This is a genomic window from Flavobacterium sp. GNP010 (assembly GCF_056428945.1).
The window spans coordinates 45741-62836 of sequence record NZ_JBWJVK010000015.1; the positions used below are offsets into that span (position 1 = coordinate 45741).

General features: G+C 34.1%; 22 protein-coding genes. All 22 read right to left on the reverse strand.

The features are described 5' to 3' along the window. Positions 1-102: 102 nt before the first annotated feature. The gene (locus tag AC061C_RS08230) at positions 103-1194 is read right to left on the reverse strand and encodes a DUF4097 family beta strand repeat-containing protein (RefSeq protein ID WP_478290761.1); all 1092 of its coding nucleotides are present in this window, start codon (positions 1192-1194) and stop codon (positions 103-105) included. A 19-nt stretch (positions 1195-1213) separates the two neighbouring features. Beyond that, positions 1214-1633 carry a hypothetical protein gene (locus AC061C_RS08235; RefSeq protein WP_478290762.1) on the reverse strand — a complete coding sequence of 140 codons (420 nt, stop codon included), beginning with the start codon at positions 1631-1633 and terminating at the stop codon, positions 1214-1216. Positions 1634-1635: 2 nt separating this feature from the next. Further along, positions 1636-4137 carry a zincin-like metallopeptidase domain-containing protein gene (locus AC061C_RS08240; protein WP_478290763.1) on the reverse strand — a complete coding sequence of 834 codons (2502 nt, stop codon included), beginning with the start codon at positions 4135-4137 and terminating at the stop codon, positions 1636-1638. A 2-nt stretch (positions 4138-4139) separates the two neighbouring features. Further along, a complete protein-coding gene (locus AC061C_RS08245) occupies positions 4140-4622 on the reverse strand; it encodes a hypothetical protein (RefSeq protein ID WP_478290764.1) in 483 nt (160 codons plus the stop codon). Positions 4623-4633: 11 nt separating this feature from the next. Then, positions 4634-5188, reverse strand: coding sequence for a hypothetical protein (locus AC061C_RS08250; RefSeq protein ID WP_478290765.1), 555 nt, complete (start codon positions 5186-5188; stop codon positions 4634-4636). 2 nt (positions 5189-5190) lie between these two features. Further along, positions 5191-5529, reverse strand: coding sequence for a hypothetical protein (locus AC061C_RS08255; RefSeq protein WP_478290766.1), 339 nt, complete (start codon positions 5527-5529; stop codon positions 5191-5193). 2 nt (positions 5530-5531) lie between these two features. Beyond that, positions 5532-6128, reverse strand: a complete 597-nt coding sequence (locus AC061C_RS08260; protein ID WP_478290767.1) for a glycoside hydrolase family 19 protein — start codon at positions 6126-6128, stop codon at positions 5532-5534. 97 nt (positions 6129-6225) lie between these two features. Then, complete coding sequence (locus AC061C_RS08265; RefSeq protein ID WP_478290768.1) at positions 6226-6852, reverse strand: peptidoglycan-binding domain-containing protein; 627 nt, start codon at positions 6850-6852, stop codon at positions 6226-6228. Between the two features lie 9 nt (positions 6853-6861). After that, positions 6862-7287: a hypothetical protein gene (locus AC061C_RS08270; protein ID WP_478290769.1), complete on the reverse strand. Its 426-nt coding sequence runs from the start codon at positions 7285-7287 to the stop codon at positions 6862-6864. Then, entirely contained in the window at positions 7287-7721 is a 435-nt protein-coding gene (locus AC061C_RS08275) for a hypothetical protein (RefSeq protein WP_478290770.1), read from the reverse strand. Before AC061C_RS08275 ends, AC061C_RS08270 begins: the two co-directional genes overlap by 1 nt. A gap of 13 nt (positions 7722-7734) precedes the next feature. Then, positions 7735-7938 carry a hypothetical protein gene (locus AC061C_RS08280; RefSeq protein ID WP_478290771.1) on the reverse strand — a complete coding sequence of 68 codons (204 nt, stop codon included), beginning with the start codon at positions 7936-7938 and terminating at the stop codon, positions 7735-7737. Beyond that, entirely contained in the window at positions 7926-8681 is a 756-nt protein-coding gene (locus AC061C_RS08285; RefSeq protein ID WP_478290772.1) for a hypothetical protein, read from the reverse strand. The genes AC061C_RS08280 and AC061C_RS08285 overlap by 13 nt, the downstream gene beginning before the upstream one ends. Next, positions 8669-8983, reverse strand: coding sequence for a hypothetical protein (locus tag AC061C_RS08290; RefSeq protein WP_478290773.1), 315 nt, complete (start codon positions 8981-8983; stop codon positions 8669-8671). The genes AC061C_RS08285 and AC061C_RS08290 overlap by 13 nt, the downstream gene beginning before the upstream one ends. Positions 8984-9003: 20 nt before the next feature. Further along, a complete protein-coding gene (locus tag AC061C_RS08295; protein ID WP_478290774.1) occupies positions 9004-9366 on the reverse strand; it encodes a hypothetical protein in 363 nt (120 codons plus the stop codon). 66 nt (positions 9367-9432) lie between these two features. After that, a complete protein-coding gene (locus AC061C_RS08300; RefSeq protein ID WP_478290775.1) occupies positions 9433-10005 on the reverse strand; it encodes a hypothetical protein in 573 nt (190 codons plus the stop codon). Positions 10006-10088: 83 nt separating this feature from the next. Next, a complete protein-coding gene (locus tag AC061C_RS08305; protein ID WP_478290776.1) occupies positions 10089-10649 on the reverse strand; it encodes a hypothetical protein in 561 nt (186 codons plus the stop codon). 25 nt (positions 10650-10674) lie between these two features. Then, positions 10675-11493 carry a hypothetical protein gene (locus tag AC061C_RS08310; RefSeq protein WP_478290777.1) on the reverse strand — a complete coding sequence of 273 codons (819 nt, stop codon included), beginning with the start codon at positions 11491-11493 and terminating at the stop codon, positions 10675-10677. Between the two features lie 11 nt (positions 11494-11504). Continuing rightward, a complete protein-coding gene (locus AC061C_RS08315; RefSeq protein ID WP_478290778.1) occupies positions 11505-12233 on the reverse strand; it encodes a transglutaminase-like domain-containing protein in 729 nt (242 codons plus the stop codon). 312 nt (positions 12234-12545) lie between these two features. Continuing rightward, entirely contained in the window at positions 12546-13100 is a 555-nt protein-coding gene (locus tag AC061C_RS08320) for a hypothetical protein (RefSeq protein WP_478290779.1), read from the reverse strand. Positions 13101-13102: 2 nt separating this feature from the next. Continuing rightward, positions 13103-13450 carry an STAS-like domain-containing protein gene (locus tag AC061C_RS08325; protein ID WP_478290780.1) on the reverse strand — a complete coding sequence of 116 codons (348 nt, stop codon included), beginning with the start codon at positions 13448-13450 and terminating at the stop codon, positions 13103-13105. A gap of 6 nt (positions 13451-13456) precedes the next feature. Beyond that, positions 13457-14314 carry an ATP-binding protein gene (locus AC061C_RS08330; protein ID WP_478290781.1) on the reverse strand — a complete coding sequence of 286 codons (858 nt, stop codon included), beginning with the start codon at positions 14312-14314 and terminating at the stop codon, positions 13457-13459. A 137-nt stretch (positions 14315-14451) separates the two neighbouring features. Continuing rightward, positions 14452-17091 carry a DEAD/DEAH box helicase gene (locus AC061C_RS08335; RefSeq protein ID WP_478290782.1) on the reverse strand — a complete coding sequence of 880 codons (2640 nt, stop codon included), beginning with the start codon at positions 17089-17091 and terminating at the stop codon, positions 14452-14454. Positions 17092-17096 lie beyond the last annotated feature (5 nt).

Sequence of the window (17096 nt, forward strand, 5' to 3'; positions counted from 1 at the left end):
TAATTGCACTTGATCCATTAGAAACATTAGCTGTATTCCAAGTAGAAATAAACGGCAATACGGATGGTTTCTTTCTATAAATCTGTCTTGTCAAACTATTCATTATATCTCGCCTATTAAAACAAATTCATTCGTAGCTCCTATTTTCTTTAATGTACTCATCTTACCTCCCGCCATAACTAAACCAACATTATTAATAACAATAACACCCGACAACAATAACAATGTCAAAGTCATTCCCGCTCTAGTGATAAAATTGCATTCAAAATCAACTCGCAAGCCTACTGGTATAGTGATTGTAATATTTGCCCCAACTATTAAAACACCGTTATTATAGGCATCCGACAAAGTAATGTTTCCTAACAACGGAAACGTTGGGCTTGTTGTTATCGTTCCAGTATCTCCTTTAACCCCTTGAATGCCTTGTAATCCTTGAAGTCCAATGTCTCCTTTTACTCCTTGAACACCTTGCAATCCTTGAAGTCCAACATCCCCTTTTACTCCCTGAACACCTTGTATTCCTTGAAGTCCAACATCCCCTTTTACGCCTTGAACACCTTGTAATCCTTGAAGTCCTATATCTCCTTTAGCCCCTTGAATACCTTGAAGCCCAGAATCCCCTTTTACTCCTTGAAAGCCTTGGAATCCTTGCTCTCCTTTTATCCCTTGGATACCCTGTTCCCCTTTGATACCTTGTATCCCTGCATCTCCTTTTAATCCTTGCTCGCCTTGAAGTCCAACATCCCCTTTTATTCCTCGAATACCCTGTTCCCCTTGAAAACCTTGTAACCCTGCATTTCCTTTTATACCTTGCTCTCCTTGAAGTCCGGCATCTCCTTTTATTCCTTGAACACCTTGTTCCCCCTGAATACCTTGAAGTCCTTGTTCTCCCTTTTCCCCTGCACAATCATTATCCATAAAAAAGTATTTTTTAGCTAATTCAACTAAGAAATCGTTGAAATTCTCAGCGGTAATTATAGGGTCACATAGTCCAGTATTAACTTGTAAATAATCCAAAATAAACGGATTTGTCCCAAACGAAGCTTCAGACTGAATTTTAAACATATTGGGAATTGATGGAACTCCTACCACGTTTTGAGCGGGATTAAAAGACGTAATTAAGGAATTGTCTTGTGTTCGATACAACAAGACATTTCCGTTTTTGTCCTTTACAAATTTTATAATTTTACTCATCTATTCTAATATTCTAAGTTTAAGCTGCTCTTTTAACAACTCGTCTTTTTACCGTTCTCTTTCTAACTGGTTTCACTTTTACAACTTTCTTAACGGTTCGCTTCTTTACTGGTGTTTTCTCTGGAACTACTTTGACAATCTTACCTCCTTTGATGTATTTATACCCTTTTTTAAGAGTTCCATCCACTTTTAAGCCAGTTGCTTTTACTACTCTTGAACATACCTTTTTCAATCCTCTTACTGCTGGTTTTCCTAATCCTGTTTTCATAGTTTCAATTTTTGTTTTAAGTTCTTTTTTACTTTGGTCAGCTAAATCAATTAATGTTTGCCAAGCTTTTTTTTCCTTTATAGATTTGGCATTGTTTCTTTTTAATCTAAATGCATTTGATTGTTTAGTTTCAAATAACAATTTTGCTTCGAGTTGTTTTCTTGTCTCCATTATTAATTCACACTAAATGATAATTTTTTCTTGTTCGTTGGTTCTGCCAGTACTTCGGATTCATTCTGCACTAGCTTTTTATTGAAAATATTGAATTTCAAGCCGTCAAGGGGTTTGTCTTGGTATCTATTTTTATCAGCATAGATGTAATTGTCTCTATAATCCGTCTTCTTTTCTGTAAACAAAACAATGTCCGCATCAAATTGACTTTTACTACCACCACGCATTTTTCCATCCGTTGTTTGTTGGAAAATGACAATAAATAATTTCCCATCGTATTTTTTTCGCAAATCTTTATCCACTTCAAAACCTTTATGCATTTCCTGCATTTTGGTAAAACTGTCAATGACAATCACATCATTTTTTTTTATGAGTTGCTCTAGTTCTTGAACCGATTTTACTTCGGGAGCTTCAATGTTATTCAAAGCTATTGCGTTTAAATATTGTTCTGCTTTATCAAAATACAAATTGCTCTCGGGATGCTCTTCAATACTGGCGTGTCCCACTTTGTAATTTTGTGCCAAAGCATTCATAAACTGAAACGCCATTCTCGTTTTCATCGAACCTTGTCCACCCGTAAGCGAAATAACAATACTCTCTTTTTTCTTGCGTTCTATTTGTCCCAAGAAATTGGCGATTTCAGTATTATCAATCTTGAAATAATTCACGTTTTTAGGTTTGTTTGCCATTTTATAAGCAAGCGAATTTCTATTCATTTTCGAGCCTTTTACCGCTCCAAACAGCGCATATTGTCCGCCCGAAATTTTAGGCTCTTCCTCTTTTTCTTTCTTCGTAACGGCTTGTGTTGGATTCGTTTTTTTGTCAACATTTTTAGGCTTTACGGACATATCAATTATTTTCTTTGGCTTCCTATTGTTCCCTTTTACGAGTTCTTTCAAAGCCATAATAAATTGTTTTGTTTCCAAATAAACCCAAATCTCTTCTTCATTTTTTCCTGCTTGCATTTCGGCAACCTCGAAAACTTTTGTCTTTTTATTGTAATTGATTAGTAAGCCATCAACATTAATTTTTCCAAAACTTCTTGGTTCAAAAACCACTTCATAACTTTCTTTGAAATCAGTTGATTTAAGACTTATTTTATGCGCACTCAAAAAGCCATTCGCAATTTCCGTCAATGAACCAATTTCATTTTCTGTCTTTAGCTTTGGTGTTGGTGTTTTTTTCACTGTCTCAACCGCCACTTTTTTAGTTGGTTTCACCTTTACAACTCCTTTCTTAGCTTTCTGTTTTTCACTTCCTTTCATAAACAAGAAATCCCCTTTTGCATCGGGTTGTAAGATATAATCTGATGCTTTTTGCGCTTGACTACTGGCTTTCATTAGAAAACGATTGTCATTTTCTAAATTTGGCAATAAAACTTCGTTCCAACCTTTCAAATAACCTGCGTGATTTTTATTGGTATAAAACATAATCCCCGCTTGTGCCGACAAAAAAACTGCCCCAAACTCTACAATTAACTCTTCAAAAGCATATTCGGGCGAACCAAATTCATTTGCTAATCCTCTTTTTAATCTGCTTTCGTGTCCCGTACTATGGCTTAATTCGTGAAAATAGGTTCTATAAAAATCCTGTGAAGTTTTGAATTTTGAAATATCAGGCATACTCAAAAAATCATTTGCAGGTTGATAAAATGCTCTGCTTCCAGTAAACTTTATTTCGGGTTGTGGCTTAGGATAATTTTTGACAATAGCTTCCGCAATTTGGATTTTCTCATTATTTCCAGTTTCCATTTCGTTGTTTACGACTTTTCCTTGCAATGAAAAATTATCCAAATCAAAATCAATACCCTCAATGTCTGCACCATTGAATACATTGTAATATTTAAGAAAGAAGATTGTTTTTTCGTCTCCTTTTTCGAGCTTGTTATCAATGATTTTTTCATTTAATCTTTCGATTTCTGCATCGGAATACTCCTTATTAAAACTCGAAAAATAAACTACTTTATGTCCGTGGCTTCCTTTTCTTATTTTTCCACCTTTTTCTTGAATTTGGTTAAAAGTCAAAAAATAAGGATTGTCCAACAGTCCGAAAAGTGGCGATAACATAACCACATTTACCCCTCGATACGCCTTTTTAGAGACGAAATTATAAGGGATTAAATACCCTTCTTCTTTCCAAGCTCTCTTATAATCCCCTTTGTTCGCATCCTTGATTAAATCAATCATTCGTTGCGTAACCATATCATAAATTTCATTTGGAGAAACGGGTTTTCCAAGCCCTACATCTTTGCTTTCGGGAATAAATTCCAGTCCACCAAGCAATCCAGTAACATCATCCGTATCCACTCCATTCAATCCATAAGGCTCAACTAGATTTTGCAATTCAATCAGGAAAGTATCGTCTGCAAATGCGTGAAGCACTTTTATAATCCTTTTAGAAATTATAGTATGTCGTTCTTTTTCGGCTTTTTCCAGTAATTTTTCAAGGTCTTTCCTTGTTACTACAATTCCGTTTAGACTATTAAATTCTTCCGCTAAAGTCATAATTACGAGAGTTTATAATCGATTCCTAAAATTTCAATAACCACCTCGGTTCTTATCTCATTAGCATTAAATCCTTTGCCAAGTATCATTTCTAAAGCGTTTGTAATAGCCATTTTCAAATCAAATGCTACTGGAATATCTTTTATAGTTATACTGGAATTGGCAGGAATACTAATGGCATTTATATCCATTTCTGAACTCCCAAAAAGAACATTGTTTTTGTCATAAAACAAGATTCTTTTTAGTCTGACCGCCACAACATTTGCATTAAAATTAAGGGGCGTAGGGTTTATCATTTTCAAATCCAGTTTGAAAGTAACATAAGGAACTCCTTCGTTCCATTTTGCATCAAGGCTTTTAAAAGCAACTGGAACAACTCTTACGTTTTGAAATTGCTCAATGATTTTTCTTACTTTATCTCCCAACAAAAAATAACCCAAAACGGCTACTATTCCCAATCCTAAAACTATTTTTCGTAAACTCATTTTGTTCATTTTTAAATAAAAATCCTAGCAATTCTCCATACCGCATAAACCAGAAAACCAAAACCTATCCAAGCCAAAATTTTAACCCAAAGCGGAATGTATTTTACTGGAACTTTTACGATTTCTTTTTCTGTATTAGCGACCGAATCTTGTTTGTTTGTGGTCGTATTTTCAGATTGTGTTTGGGCAATTTTATTCCAGGTAATAATTGCTTTTTTTAAATCATCATAATAAATCCCTACTTCATTATCGCCAGACTTTTTACGGCTATTCAATTGTTTTAATAACTGGTCAATGGTGGCCTGTGTGATGCTGTCGCATTCGGGTTTTGCCGTTTTTACTTTTGCAATTTGAATTATTAAGCTATCAATAATCGCCTTGTTTATAGCGGTTGTTTTCACGCTATCAGTATGATGTTCAATAATTCTTTCAATAGTGTGTGTGCTTTCAATGGGTTTTGTAGCACAACTTTTGAATAATAAACTCAAAGCAAAAACGACTAAGAGAATGCAAAGTGTTTGAAAAAACGTTTTGAAAGGATTTTGATGTTCGGTATTTCTAGGCATGATTATTTTAATTTAGATTTTAGCAACACTTTCAAAACATCAAAAAAGCTACTGATTAATTCTTCGACTTCACTATGTATAAGGGTAGATAGCGAACCGCCCCAAGCACAAATGACATACGTAAACATTTTGTTTACGTTTAGGAATTGATCGCAAACCACATAGACTGAAAACGCCACAAAAAAACTAACAATAGCTTCTGCAAGAAACCAACTCAATGTTGGTTTTTTCCCTCTATTGATGGCGATGTAAACTTTTGTAAAAATGCCCGCCAGTAAAAGCAATAGGAACAGAATATGGTCTTGAAAATATTTGAAATTATTTAGTAAAGTGTCTTTCATTTTTATTTGAATATTTTAGAATTAAATGCGAGCCAATCCCAAGCGTAAGCAGGAGAAGACTTACTCCGTAATAGGACTTTTTTTTTTAATACTTCGAGAGTTATGTTTTGCAACTTGAAGGATGCCACTTTTTTTATTCGGTCTTCCAATCCATTTACTCCCCCATTTATTCCCTTGGTTACACTTGTAACATTGTCTGCATCTGCATACTTGTTTAAATTTCCCCAAGAACTCCCATAAACCCAATACCAACAAGCTATATCAATTGAAGTGGTTAAGTTTGAAGCTAATTGAGGGTTATTGACCACATCGATCCCCGAAAAGTCTTTGTAGCGTTGGTAATTTCCTCTTCCTGTTAACTGTATTAATCCACGTCCTCTAAATCGGTATCCATCGCCTGCTTTAGTGTTACCTAAGTATTTGTGGTTTTGATACTTTTTTTGAGCATTATCACAAGATATTTTCTCTACTGATGCCGTGAAATTCCTACTTTCATGTGACAATTGTCCTAAAAAGTGAGCGATTCGCAGAGGGGTTATAATGCCATACTTCTTAAAAGCATTAAAAAACAAAATGTTATTTGATAGTATAAAACTCATTACAGTATCACTTTTTTAGGTTCGGCTTTTTTCAATAACAGAAACAATCCCGTCAAGGCTATTGCTCCAACAATTACTTTTGATTGAGTATCCATTTTTAATACGTTTTTACGGCATCGGCTTTGATAAAAGCAAAACCACCAAATATTTTTACTAAATAACTTCCTGTAGCATTTGCATCTACAAAAATTCCTGCATCATCTCCATATTTCAAATCTCCTCCATTGAAAAATTTAGCTCCAGTACCAAAATACTTTCCGTCTGCTCCTTGTTTAGAAACAAACAAACTGGCGTCTTTGATAGCCAATAACTTTTCTCCAACTTTAGGTAAAACTTTTGCAATAGGCTTTGCAATGGTTTTTGTCTTTATTTTTGTCTTTGAAGAAAATACATTAAGGCTAATTTGTGTAACCCTCTTTTTTGCAATTAATGCTGTGAGTGTTATGTTTCCAAAATCGCCATCGATTTTAACGCCCAACAATCTTTGCAATTCTCTTACTTCAATTCCTTTACTCCCTTTTGCTAAAATTTTATTTCTATTCAAAGAAGTTCCTATTTGCGGGATTGAGTTTGTAATTGGAGTTGTTAGTTCTGCCACCTCTGGAATATTGTTCAAAGTCTCATTGGCTTCGTTTAGTTTCTTTTTCCAATACAGAAAACCCAATGCCCCAACGCCAATAACTGCTACACCTATCAATACTTTATTTTCATTGCTCACTTTCATATTCCTTTTTTATAAATACATTGGAAATTTCTTTCTCAATAAATTGTAATCTGCTGTACTTAACTCTTCTTTCAACCACGTTTTTAAAGATAAATTCGCACCTCCTATGGTATTGTATCCCAACAAACGATTGTAGTTTCTAAGTCCAAATGTTTTGCTGATTAACCCAAATTGATTTTGAGTAACTCCCGTCAATTCTTCAATAATGGTCTGTTCATCAGTACCGTTGTAAATGTTCATAGCATTATACAAAGCGGTTGCTTTTTGTTTAGCCGAAAAAACAGGAACTAGGTTCACATCGCCTTCATCTATGTATTTTTTCTTTCCTCCCAAAAGTGTTTTCCCGTTTTTGTTAGTTTTGGTTGCGAAATAAATTCCAACTCCCAATACAAGCACGGAAATACCTACTAATACTGCTTTTCTTGTGTTTATCATTAGAAAAATCCTTTTATTAAAAATCGAAGTTTGACAATATCCGCTTCATTAAATTGGTCTTGAAGCCATTCGACCAAATTCAATTTTGTAAGTGTTGAACTCCTTCGCTCCCCAAACTCGTTGTACACTTTTATAAAACCGTTATGATTCAAGCCTGTTAAGTTGTTTTCAACCGTGGTATAATTTGCACCAACTCCTAATAAAGCGGTATAAATTGCCTCGGCTCTTGCTTTGGCTTGTGTTGTAGTTATGTTACTGGGAACGTATCTTGCATCTTCTTTTATCTGCGAAAAGCCTTTGAATATTTTATAATACGCAACTGTTAAGGCTGTAGCAATAAGAACAACTTTCAAAACTGTTAACCCTAATTTTAGCCCTTCGGGACTGGTCAATGCTTTTGTTATTACTGGATTTCCTAAACCTTTCTCCTTCATCTGCTTTCTTTTTTTAAGCAGTCAAAAAACCTTTTATCATTGGAAAATTGGTTTTTATCTGCGTGATTGCCATTGGACTTTTAGACAATTCTACCAACTTAGTTAACACATCGGTATCTAGTTTTGATAATTGACTTAAAGCACTTGCTTTAGATTTTGTCTCAAATGGATTACTTCCCGTAATCGTAATTTGAGTAGTGTTTTTTATGCCGTCCATAATTGGTGTTTTTGTAATAATTCTGCTAATTCGTTTGTAAATTGCACATTGGAATTCAAACCGTTGTTTATGCTTTCAAGCACGTTTACTGTTGAATCATCAAGGTTTTGCAAAGCTTTTGCAAAGTGTTGTTTTGCAGGAGTTGAATAATTTTCGACTGGGGAAGCTAATCCCGCAACCGGCGGAACTCCTTTTACCATTGCCATTATAGTTGGCAATTGCTGTATTGCACCAAGCAACATTTCTTGTGTTCCTTTGCTTTTATCAGTATCGTATTTGGAAGCCAAACGCTCTTCTTTGAGTTCATCAATTAGCTTTTTTTGCTCTTTATCCGATGCTTTCAAAATCTCATTTTCACTATGCAAACGTTGTGCATCGCCTTTGGCTACAAATAAATTAATCATATCAAGTGAACCTAAACCAAAAGAATTTGGAAACATATCAGTATTTACTGGGCTTTGAACTGGTTGAACCGATTGGCTTTCTTTAGAAAAATTTACGTCAAAACTCGTTCCGTCCGCTTTGTAAGTACTTCCGTTTTTACGTTTTAGAGTTAAATTCAATCTTTTGTGTCCATCTGCAAAAAGCGTTTCAAAGAACTCTTCAGCACTTCCAAAATCAGCAATAATTTCAGCATGGGTTTTGTTTCTAAATACAAAAGTATTGGTGTCTAAATTCAAAACTGAAACAGCCGAAAAACTATCGGTGTTGAGCTTATCTATAAGAGTATCTAAATTTTGCATGTGATTAATTTTTTGTAAATGATATGTAACTCTTTCTTGTTCCAACTGAATTTGGCAAACTCTCCATTTGAACCGTTATCGGTTTTATCAAAAACAATATCTAAATTTACTTTTGATGTTGTACCGTCTGGAACAACAAGGGTAAAATGTTCATTTGGGTGTATTTCAAAATCATTGATTTTTACACTCAAAAAACTATTGTTTTTTACTTGTAAAGTTGAAACGTTTTCAATTATGATTTCTCTATCGCTTGTTACTTTCAAAAAAACGAGACCCGTTTCTATTATTAAAATATCACTCATTTGTCTTGTTTTAACTTATTCTAAGAACATTCCTGATTGATTTTGTACATCAAAATCAAATGAAAATAAGTATCCTTATCAACTGGATTTTTTGTTTTTACCTTGAAAGTAAATGTTTTTGATTCCGTGTTAAAAAGCAATGGTTTGTAACTATCTTCAAATGCGCCTCCTTCTCTTCTTTTCCAATGATCAATGTGCGACGGCTTTGAAAATGCCACTCCGCTATCATCATAAATCCCATATTCTGCCAAATTATCGATGTTGCTGTGGTTCGTGTGTAGTTCAGCTCCTAGAACAAATCCCACCTCTAAAGCCGTGGTAAGTGAAGCTTCTTGCTCATTGGCTAGAATAACTAAATTGATAACTTTCTCTCTTACTGCCATAATTTTTGTTTTAAAAAAGCCGTAAACGTAATTACGCTTACGGCTTTATAATTGAACCTTTTGGGATTACATTTGTGCTTGATGCGCTCTAACCTCAATTCGAATGTTGTATTCTCTATCTGTTGGAACTGATACCCCTTTTGGATATTCGATTTCAAATTCAAACTCCATATTCGAACGAATCAATGGCGTTGTTGACAAACTTCTGAAAGAGGAAACAAAACCATCTTGACATAAATCCGTTACTGGCATATCCACCAATTGATTTCTGTCTTGGTTAATTCTCAATTCAGCTCCCAAAAATGCTTTCGGCAAAGCATTTTGACCTGCAATACTCCAAGGAGTTACCCAACTTTCATCCTTCAAATTGTCAGAATTTGTTGTTCCTACCAATACTCTGATGCTGTCAAGAATGTAATCACGACCCGCATTCAATTTGTTACCGTCAATGTTCGTAACACCTACTTCACGTCTTGTGTTTACATCCACAAGATTTACAATACCTGCATTTCCTTTAATCTTCACATTCAAGTAAAGTGTTTTGTCTGTCAATTTTAATTGACCTACTCTTGGAATTCCACCGTTTCTTTTAGCCTTAATTGTCGCTACCGCTGACGCTAATTCTGTCCTTCTACTCATTTTGATTGTTTTTTGATTGATGATTTTTAATTATTTTTTCAAAGCTTGATTAAGGCTCTGTTTTATGATTCTTCTTTGCTGTACTAATAAATCTCGTTGTACAAATCCTCTTCTGCTCCGTGAAGTCCGTCTTCTCCGTAAATATCTTCTTCCGCTCCGTGAAGACCGTCGTCGTACAATTCGTCTTCTAATGCTCCGTGTAAACCGTCTTGCATTTCAAAAACATTTCCGTTTTCGTCCATAAAAGTACCGTTCAATCCGTTTTCGTCGTACTGATAAACGTTTCCGTCTCCACCCATAAAAGTGCCGTTCAATCCATTTTCTTCAAAAGGGCAAGCTAAACCAACCGCACCTTTCATAAATTGAGTTGCTTTACCGTCTCCAGTAAGTCTTGCACTCAGACTTTTTGTGGCTATTTTTTTTATACCCGTCATAGCCTGTACCAAGGCACTACCTATTAATGCTCCTTTGAGCAAATTGTCTTTTGTGGTTACTCCTTTTACTTTAGTTACTCCAAAAGCGGATATTCCTGCAAGTGCCAAATTGATAATCGGGCTTTCTGATGCAGGCAATAAAGCGGTTAATCCATTAGATACCACACCACCAACAACACCTCCTCCAATAATTACTACTTCTTTATTCATTTTTCGTATTGATTTTAATTACTTACTATTTTTTTGTTGCCATATAAATTCCACCTACTACTACAACCGCTCCAATAGCATAAAGCATAGTATTGTCTTTTTTCGCAACGGTCTCTACCTCTTTTACAGGAGTTAATTCTCCAACGGGTTCAGTTTGGGATTCCGTATCACTATTTGAAGTGCTTTCTTTTCCAGTAGTTTCAGAAAAACCTCTTGGTTCAATTTCATTTACACCTTCAATTTTTTGTCGTGCTTGGTTTACAATGGCTCTACCTACATTTGATTTCGCAAGTCGTACTCCTTTTTTGACCATTTTAGACTTGGCTACTTTCATAACTGTTTTGCCTACTTTGGAATCCAAAACTTTCATTGCAGTTCCTCCCCCTGGAATAATTCCTGCAACCAATGGCCCGGCAAATTTGACAACCTTTAAAGTGTTTTTTAAATTCACTTTCCGAACCAGTTTTTTAAACCCCTTCTTTGGAGGTTTACCACCTATTGAAGTGGGTCTCTTTGCTTTTCCTAATCCTAAATCATCTTGCCCCTCATACGATTCTTGGTTACTTGAAACAGGTTCATCATAACCATAATCAGGTGCTTTTTCCTGTACATGTTGTGATTGTCTTGTTTGCGGTTGACTTACTCGTGGTTGATGTCTTGAATGCTTTTGCAAAAGCAAAGTTTGTGGAGCAACCGCCAGTTTAACTGCATTCTTAAAATTCAAATGTTTCTTTGGAATTAAAAGTTGTGGAGCAACCGCCATTTTTACGGCATTCTTAAAATTAATATTTCGCTTCCATTTGGGCTTTCCCAATCCGTTTTCATCTGCATTAATAATTATCATACTTCATTGTTTTAAATTTTCTTCCCAAACAAAAACAAACCGCCTATAATTCCGCCAATTGTGGCATAAATCCCTATGTTGGTTTCTTTTTTTGCAAAAGTTCTTGTGCCTTTTGCAAAAGTTCCAGTTTTTTTTGCAAAAGTTTTGCGAGTCGTTTTTGGAGCGTTTAACCCAAAATGCGGTAAATTAATTTCGGTGTCGTGTGCCATAATGTAAATGGGTTCTCTATTTGTGCTTGTTGTTCCGTCTATAATAAAATAGCCTTGGTTTATGTCGCCTGTTTCTTGGTTTATGGGTACAATTACGTAAACGTGAGTAAACAAATCAGGTCGAAAACTGGGTTGCTTTATTTGTCTTATAAAATGTCTTACACCCATATTTACAAGCAAACAACTGGCAAAAATCGAATAGGTTTTACAATCCACGCCCTCAACTCTTTGCTTGAACGCACACGCAGGACTTCTCAGCATTTGTTCCATTCCATCGGCTTTGTACTGAATGTGATGGTACAAAAACCAGTATATCTTGTCGCAGGTTTCTTTTAAAGTTTCCTTTTGCAAAAGCTTTGCAACTGCCTTTGTTTGATACTGATACTTGATAACCATATCCTTTATCATTCGAACCGTATCAAAAGTATTGCCGTTGCCTAATTTCGTTTTATCACAAGCGACTTTAGGAAACAACGGCTCGTACTCCTGTCCACCTAATAAATTTCTTTTTAACAAGCTATCAATGTCCATTTTCGTTCCGTTCTTGCTTCGAGTATTAGGCTTTCTTTTGTTTCTTGATTACAAATGTTGGAAGTATTTTTGAATGGTTTAGACCATTGCAGACGATTGACCCGCTTTGCAAAATGTATCTTTTCTTTGCAAAGGTTTTGCAAAGGGATTGTGGGGTTCTTCGAGTGAAGTAGGCGCAAAAAAAATCCCCTCAACTTTTTTTAGTTGAGGGGATTTTAAATTATTTAGGTTGCTAAATGTTAATTTTACTTTTTGATTTTATTCGCTACTTATTCCTTAATTTTGAAATTAACACAATCGTTTTTATATTTATTAATCCCTTAGAATTGTTGGATTATAGGTCAGAATATCAATTTCAGAAGTTTTATAATCAACATCATTAGTCAGTAAAACACAAGAATTTTCAATACAGGTTGATAAAATACCTTTATCTCCAAAATCGAGTGAATCTACATTTAGAAACGATTGAATATCTGCTTTTGAGAAAGCTTTACCAACAACTGTAAATGTCTGTAATATATCTGTATTAATCATTAAATAAATATCTTTTAGAGCGGTTTGTCCATCAATACTATTTCTATACTTTTTAAACGAAAGATTGCTTCTCGTGAAATTATTAGCAATCAAGTATTTGTCATATTCCAAGCGAATCGTTCTATTGACAATTTCAGAAATCACAATAAAATCAACTAACAATTCATTCTTTTGACGTATCAATTTTCCAAATGCCGAGGAATAACAATTCTCCCAGTGCTTAGTGTTACCGAAGCCTAATGGCCAAAAAATGTAAAGTAATACATTTGCATCAAAAAATATTCTTTTGTCTATAACAGCAGATATATCTTGGGTTGAAAATTTTATTGCCATAATTATTCGCCTAATATATCATTAATACTTCGTTGCATTGCTTCAGGGTCTTTATAGTATAACTTAGCCGTATCAACTACACGTTTTAAAGAATTAAGCCCATTTTGTGACATATCTTTTACACTCAAGCAATCTTTAATCTTTTCTTCTGAAAAATCTCTATATAGTTGTCCTACTGCGGTATTTAAAAAAGCCGTTGTAAGCATTTCAACATTCAAAAAAGACAATATAACTTTTTTGTTTTCTGTGATAGCTTTGTTTATTAAGGCAAAAACTTTTTCCCCATCTTCTGCTTCTATACAATAGGAATCGCCTACTACGCTAATAATGTTTATGGTGTTTGCTTCCATTTCTCTTTAAAATATATCGTTACTGTTGATCTCTTTTTTTAACAAATATGAATTGTTATCATTAGTTTTAAATTGCAAATTTACAATTGTTCCAGGGAATGAGCCTATAAAAGAATTTGTAATTTCTAACTGACTATCAAATTGATAAAAACCATCATCACTAACAATCTGCATTTTTCCTTTATTTTTGGTCACAAATTCTTTCAGAAATGCTAAACCAATTCCTCCAGTTATGCCCACTTTTGTGGTGTGTCTATCTTGAACAGCCCATTGTATTGCTTGAACGGCACTCAGATTTTTATTAAATCGTTCGTTGATTTTTCTTTTAAAACCTATTCCCGTGTCCACAATGGTAAATTCTATTTTATGCTCTCTTGGAAAAAACTGTCCACAGGTGTAAATGTTATCTGAGTTACTGTGAATTTGTGCATTGACAAATATTTCGTAAATAGCCTCTGTCATTTTTTCTTTAAGTAATACCGACATTTGAGGTAACTCCGTGCGACCTATCAACTCTTCAATGACATATTTTTTAAAGAATTTCCCATCAGTTGGTTTTAGTTTAAGAAATTTGATAGTCGTATGATGATTATCCAAAATTCTTGCTCTACCATAATATGAAAGAAAATCGTTTTTCAATAATACTCTTTCAATATCGGGACTGATATAATCAATTTTTATATCATTCAAATCATATGTAAACTTATCCAAAATACTACCCAATGTGGCACACATATTAGCGGCAAACCAATCTCTGATTTCCAAATGAATAGTATCAAACATCTTGTTTTTATGCTCTTGATAAAAACTAATAAGTTTTTGATAACTCTCAAATTTATTATTTATATATGATAGTTGCGACATTTTTAAGTTATTTTGTCATTTTAAGTCATTCTTAGCTAAAAAAAGCTATTCAAATTACATTATAGGCAAATGTAGTAGTTTTCAAGAGCAATTTTCATTGTATTATAAAAATACATATATACAATCAAAAATGTTGACTAAATTTCTCTTATAGTGTTTAAAAAATCTTCCAATTTATATGCTCCATCAACAGTCCGTCTTTCGTAAACCATAAAATAACGGTAATTGTTTCCTGCTTTACTTGCCCAAAGTCCACCAAGTCTGATTTTTTGTTCCGCATCTAAATGGTCTCCTTTTGTTTCCAATAAAATTGTCTTTCCACTTTTTGATTGAATGATAAAGTCAGGAAAATGATTTACAAAACCATTTATTTTAAAACCTTTTCTTTCAATGTTTCTCGTCCAAAAGGCAATATTACTCATGTTTCCAATTTCATTGATAACACGTTCTTCATAGCCGTTCATACTCCCTTCTTTCTCGTAAAGCGATTTTGTGATGTCCTTTGCGGTATCACCTGGCGAAATACTTCGTGGTAAAATAAATGAAGGTTTAATAGATACTTTATCTGTGTCTAAAAAGTCTTTAAATTTTTTCTCTGCATATACTTCAGACAAATCAATAATTTTTGCTTTGATTTTATCTTTATAAGTATATTCATTACTTGCTAAGTCATTGAATTGTTCATCTTTAAAATCTTCCAAAATTCGGTTTATATATTTCTCAATTTCCATGTCAGGTATAGGAAACATATTACCTATCAAATCCATTATTCTTTTAGTAAAATTCTTTACTCTGCTTTCTTTTCTCGATGGGTCAAGAATATAAGTCATTATACTTTCTTTCACTTGTCCATCTAACCTAACAAAAGTTGGGGTGTGTTCCTTTTTGGTTTCGTCTAAATCAACTTTGTAGAGTTCAGATGTAATGCTGTCAAAAGCAATATTTGTGTCTGCCTTACTTAACGCAAAACCTTTTAAAAGATCTTCTTTTTCCAACAATTGATGCTCTAATGCTCCAAATAAATCTGCTCCAGTTACTTTTAAATAGAACTGTGGTAAATTAATTTGTACTGCTTGCTCTTGGAAAATATCTTTAATGCCATATGTCTTCACAAGTTTTTGTATTTCGTTTGGTAAAATTATTGTATTATTTGTTTCCATTTCGAAAACAGTTTTTTCAAATTCTTCATTTTGCTGAATACCAGATTTTTCAATCTCATATACAGTTTTACTAGGAATTTCAGTTTCAGAAGTAATATGAATTCTTGAAGTATCGATATCAGATGTAATATCTTCCGTTTGCTCGGCTTCTGTTAGTGTAGTACCTGTTAGTATGGTTGTTGGAAAAACTGCCAACTGTTGAAATGCATCTTGCTTTTTAGCTTCTTCAATCATTGCAGGGTCAGCAATTTTATAATCTTTTTCACTAAATCCTGCTTTGTTCAAACCCTTAACAATATTATCGAGTGTTTCAAGAAATTTTGACGATGCCGTTAAAACATAACTCAAGTTAAGCAAAGGAAAATCGTGTTTCATTACATAAGGCTGGCGTAAAACTCTACCTAAAATTTGCTCAACGTCAACTGCAGAACTCTTGTCAGCCAATGAAGCTAATATATAAGCAAACGGGCAATCCCAACCTTCCTTTAATGCGTTTATGGTAATGATGTAACGAACTTCACATTCTTTACTCATTAAATCAATGCCTTTTATTTCATTGATGTTTGCGGTTTTAATCTTTATTTGTTCGGCAGGTATTTTTAACTCAATAAGTTTTTCTTTTAGTTTCTGAACATTTGATTTTTCTTCTTCTTCGTTCAAAAAGGCTTTGCCATTTTTAGGCTGTGCCTGAAACAATACAATGGGGCGAATGTATTTACCGCCTTTCTTTTCTTCCTCAATGGCTTGCAATTCCAAACGCTTTTGCAATTGCAAACTTGAATTGATTACTTCGGTTTTGTCATGATGATTATAAACGATAACAGGTAGTTTTACCATGTTTTCTTTTTTCAGTTCCAAAGCATCAATAAAACTGACAATATTGCTGTTTTTTCTCGGTGTTGCTGTAAGGTCAAGAATAAAACAAGGATTGATTTCTTTAAGCATATCCACGCTCAAATCACTTTCGGCATTATGACTTTCGTCGACAACTACCAAAGGATTTAGGTATTTAATCACTGAACCCAAAGTAATTTCTGCCTCTTTTCCTAAAAGGTTTTCAAAGGATTGCAGATTTCCATTTTCTTGAAACACCTTTCTGTCTTCCTTATTTTTAGCTCTCAAACTATCGAAGCTGAAAACCATAATGCTAAGTTGTTCCTTTACACTTGTAATATTAAATCCATTTCCTTGCAATAATGTGGCTTTGTCAAAAACTTCAACTTTATTGCCGAAATGGGAATTTATTTTTTGACGATACGGATGCGAAGGGTCTTTTAAATTCTTTATTGTTTGATCTAAAATCGTAATTGATGGAACTAACCAAACAACTGCCTTTGTCCTGTCATAATCGAAAGCATTAAATATTGTATTGATAGCATTACAGGCAATAAAGGTTTTACCCCCTGCTGTCGGCACTTTTACACAAATATGTGGCACTCTTGGTACATTGTTTTTGTATGGTTCAATGGCTGTTCCCGAATAAGGAAAAAGAGGCGTTCTTGGATGCTTTGCCCAAAAATCATAAAAGGCATCCTTTGTGTCTTTGGTTTCCTGTAGGTGTTCCAAAAACAATGAAAGGTCGTTGATTACTTGTTGTTGATATGGTTTTAATTCCACTTTAT

Excerpts from the sequence above, each read along its gene's own strand:
- AC061C_RS08240 (WP_478290763.1), bottom strand. The coding sequence starts at position 4,137 with ATGACTTTAGCGGAAGAATTTAATAGTCTAAACGGAATTGTAGTAACA.
- AC061C_RS08305 (WP_478290776.1), bottom strand. The coding sequence starts at position 10,649 with ATGAATAAAGAAGTAGTAATTATTGGAGGAGGTGTTGTTGGTGGTGTG.
- AC061C_RS08325 (WP_478290780.1), bottom strand. The coding sequence starts at position 13,450 with ATGGAAGCAAACACCATAAACATTATTAGCGTAGTAGGCGATTCCTAT.
- AC061C_RS08275 (WP_478290770.1), bottom strand. The coding sequence starts at position 7,721 with ATGAAGGAGAAAGGTTTAGGAAATCCAGTAATAACAAAAGCATTGACC.
- AC061C_RS08265 (WP_478290768.1), bottom strand. The coding sequence starts at position 6,852 with ATGAAAGTGAGCAATGAAAATAAAGTATTGATAGGTGTAGCAGTTATT.
- AC061C_RS08235 (WP_478290762.1), bottom strand. The coding sequence starts at position 1,633 with ATGGAGACAAGAAAACAACTCGAAGCAAAATTGTTATTTGAAACTAAA.
- AC061C_RS08295 (WP_478290774.1), bottom strand. The coding sequence starts at position 9,366 with ATGGCAGTAAGAGAGAAAGTTATCAATTTAGTTATTCTAGCCAATGAG.
- AC061C_RS08270 (WP_478290769.1), bottom strand. The coding sequence starts at position 7,287 with ATGATAAACACAAGAAAAGCAGTATTAGTAGGTATTTCCGTGCTTGTA.
- AC061C_RS08315 (WP_478290778.1), bottom strand. The coding sequence starts at position 12,233 with ATGGACATTGATAGCTTGTTAAAAAGAAATTTATTAGGTGGACAGGAG.
- AC061C_RS08245 (WP_478290764.1), bottom strand. The coding sequence starts at position 4,622 with ATGAGTTTACGAAAAATAGTTTTAGGATTGGGAATAGTAGCCGTTTTG.
- AC061C_RS08300 (WP_478290775.1), bottom strand. The coding sequence starts at position 10,005 with ATGAGTAGAAGGACAGAATTAGCGTCAGCGGTAGCGACAATTAAGGCT.
- AC061C_RS08255 (WP_478290766.1), bottom strand. The coding sequence starts at position 5,529 with ATGAAAGACACTTTACTAAATAATTTCAAATATTTTCAAGACCATATT.
- AC061C_RS08330 (WP_478290781.1), bottom strand. The coding sequence starts at position 14,314 with ATGTCGCAACTATCATATATAAATAATAAATTTGAGAGTTATCAAAAA.
- AC061C_RS08250 (WP_478290765.1), bottom strand. The coding sequence starts at position 5,188 with ATGCCTAGAAATACCGAACATCAAAATCCTTTCAAAACGTTTTTTCAA.
- AC061C_RS08310 (WP_478290777.1), bottom strand. The coding sequence starts at position 11,493 with ATGATAATTATTAATGCAGATGAAAACGGATTGGGAAAGCCCAAATGG.
- AC061C_RS08260 (WP_478290767.1), bottom strand. The coding sequence starts at position 6,128 with ATGAGTTTTATACTATCAAATAACATTTTGTTTTTTAATGCTTTTAAG.
- AC061C_RS08230 (WP_478290761.1), bottom strand. The coding sequence starts at position 1,194 with ATGAGTAAAATTATAAAATTTGTAAAGGACAAAAACGGAAATGTCTTG.
- AC061C_RS08280 (WP_478290771.1), bottom strand. The coding sequence starts at position 7,938 with ATGGACGGCATAAAAAACACTACTCAAATTACGATTACGGGAAGTAAT.
- AC061C_RS08285 (WP_478290772.1), bottom strand. The coding sequence starts at position 8,681 with ATGCAAAATTTAGATACTCTTATAGATAAGCTCAACACCGATAGTTTT.
- AC061C_RS08320 (WP_478290779.1), bottom strand. The coding sequence starts at position 13,100 with ATGGCAATAAAATTTTCAACCCAAGATATATCTGCTGTTATAGACAAA.
- AC061C_RS08290 (WP_478290773.1), bottom strand. The coding sequence starts at position 8,983 with ATGAGTGATATTTTAATAATAGAAACGGGTCTCGTTTTTTTGAAAGTA.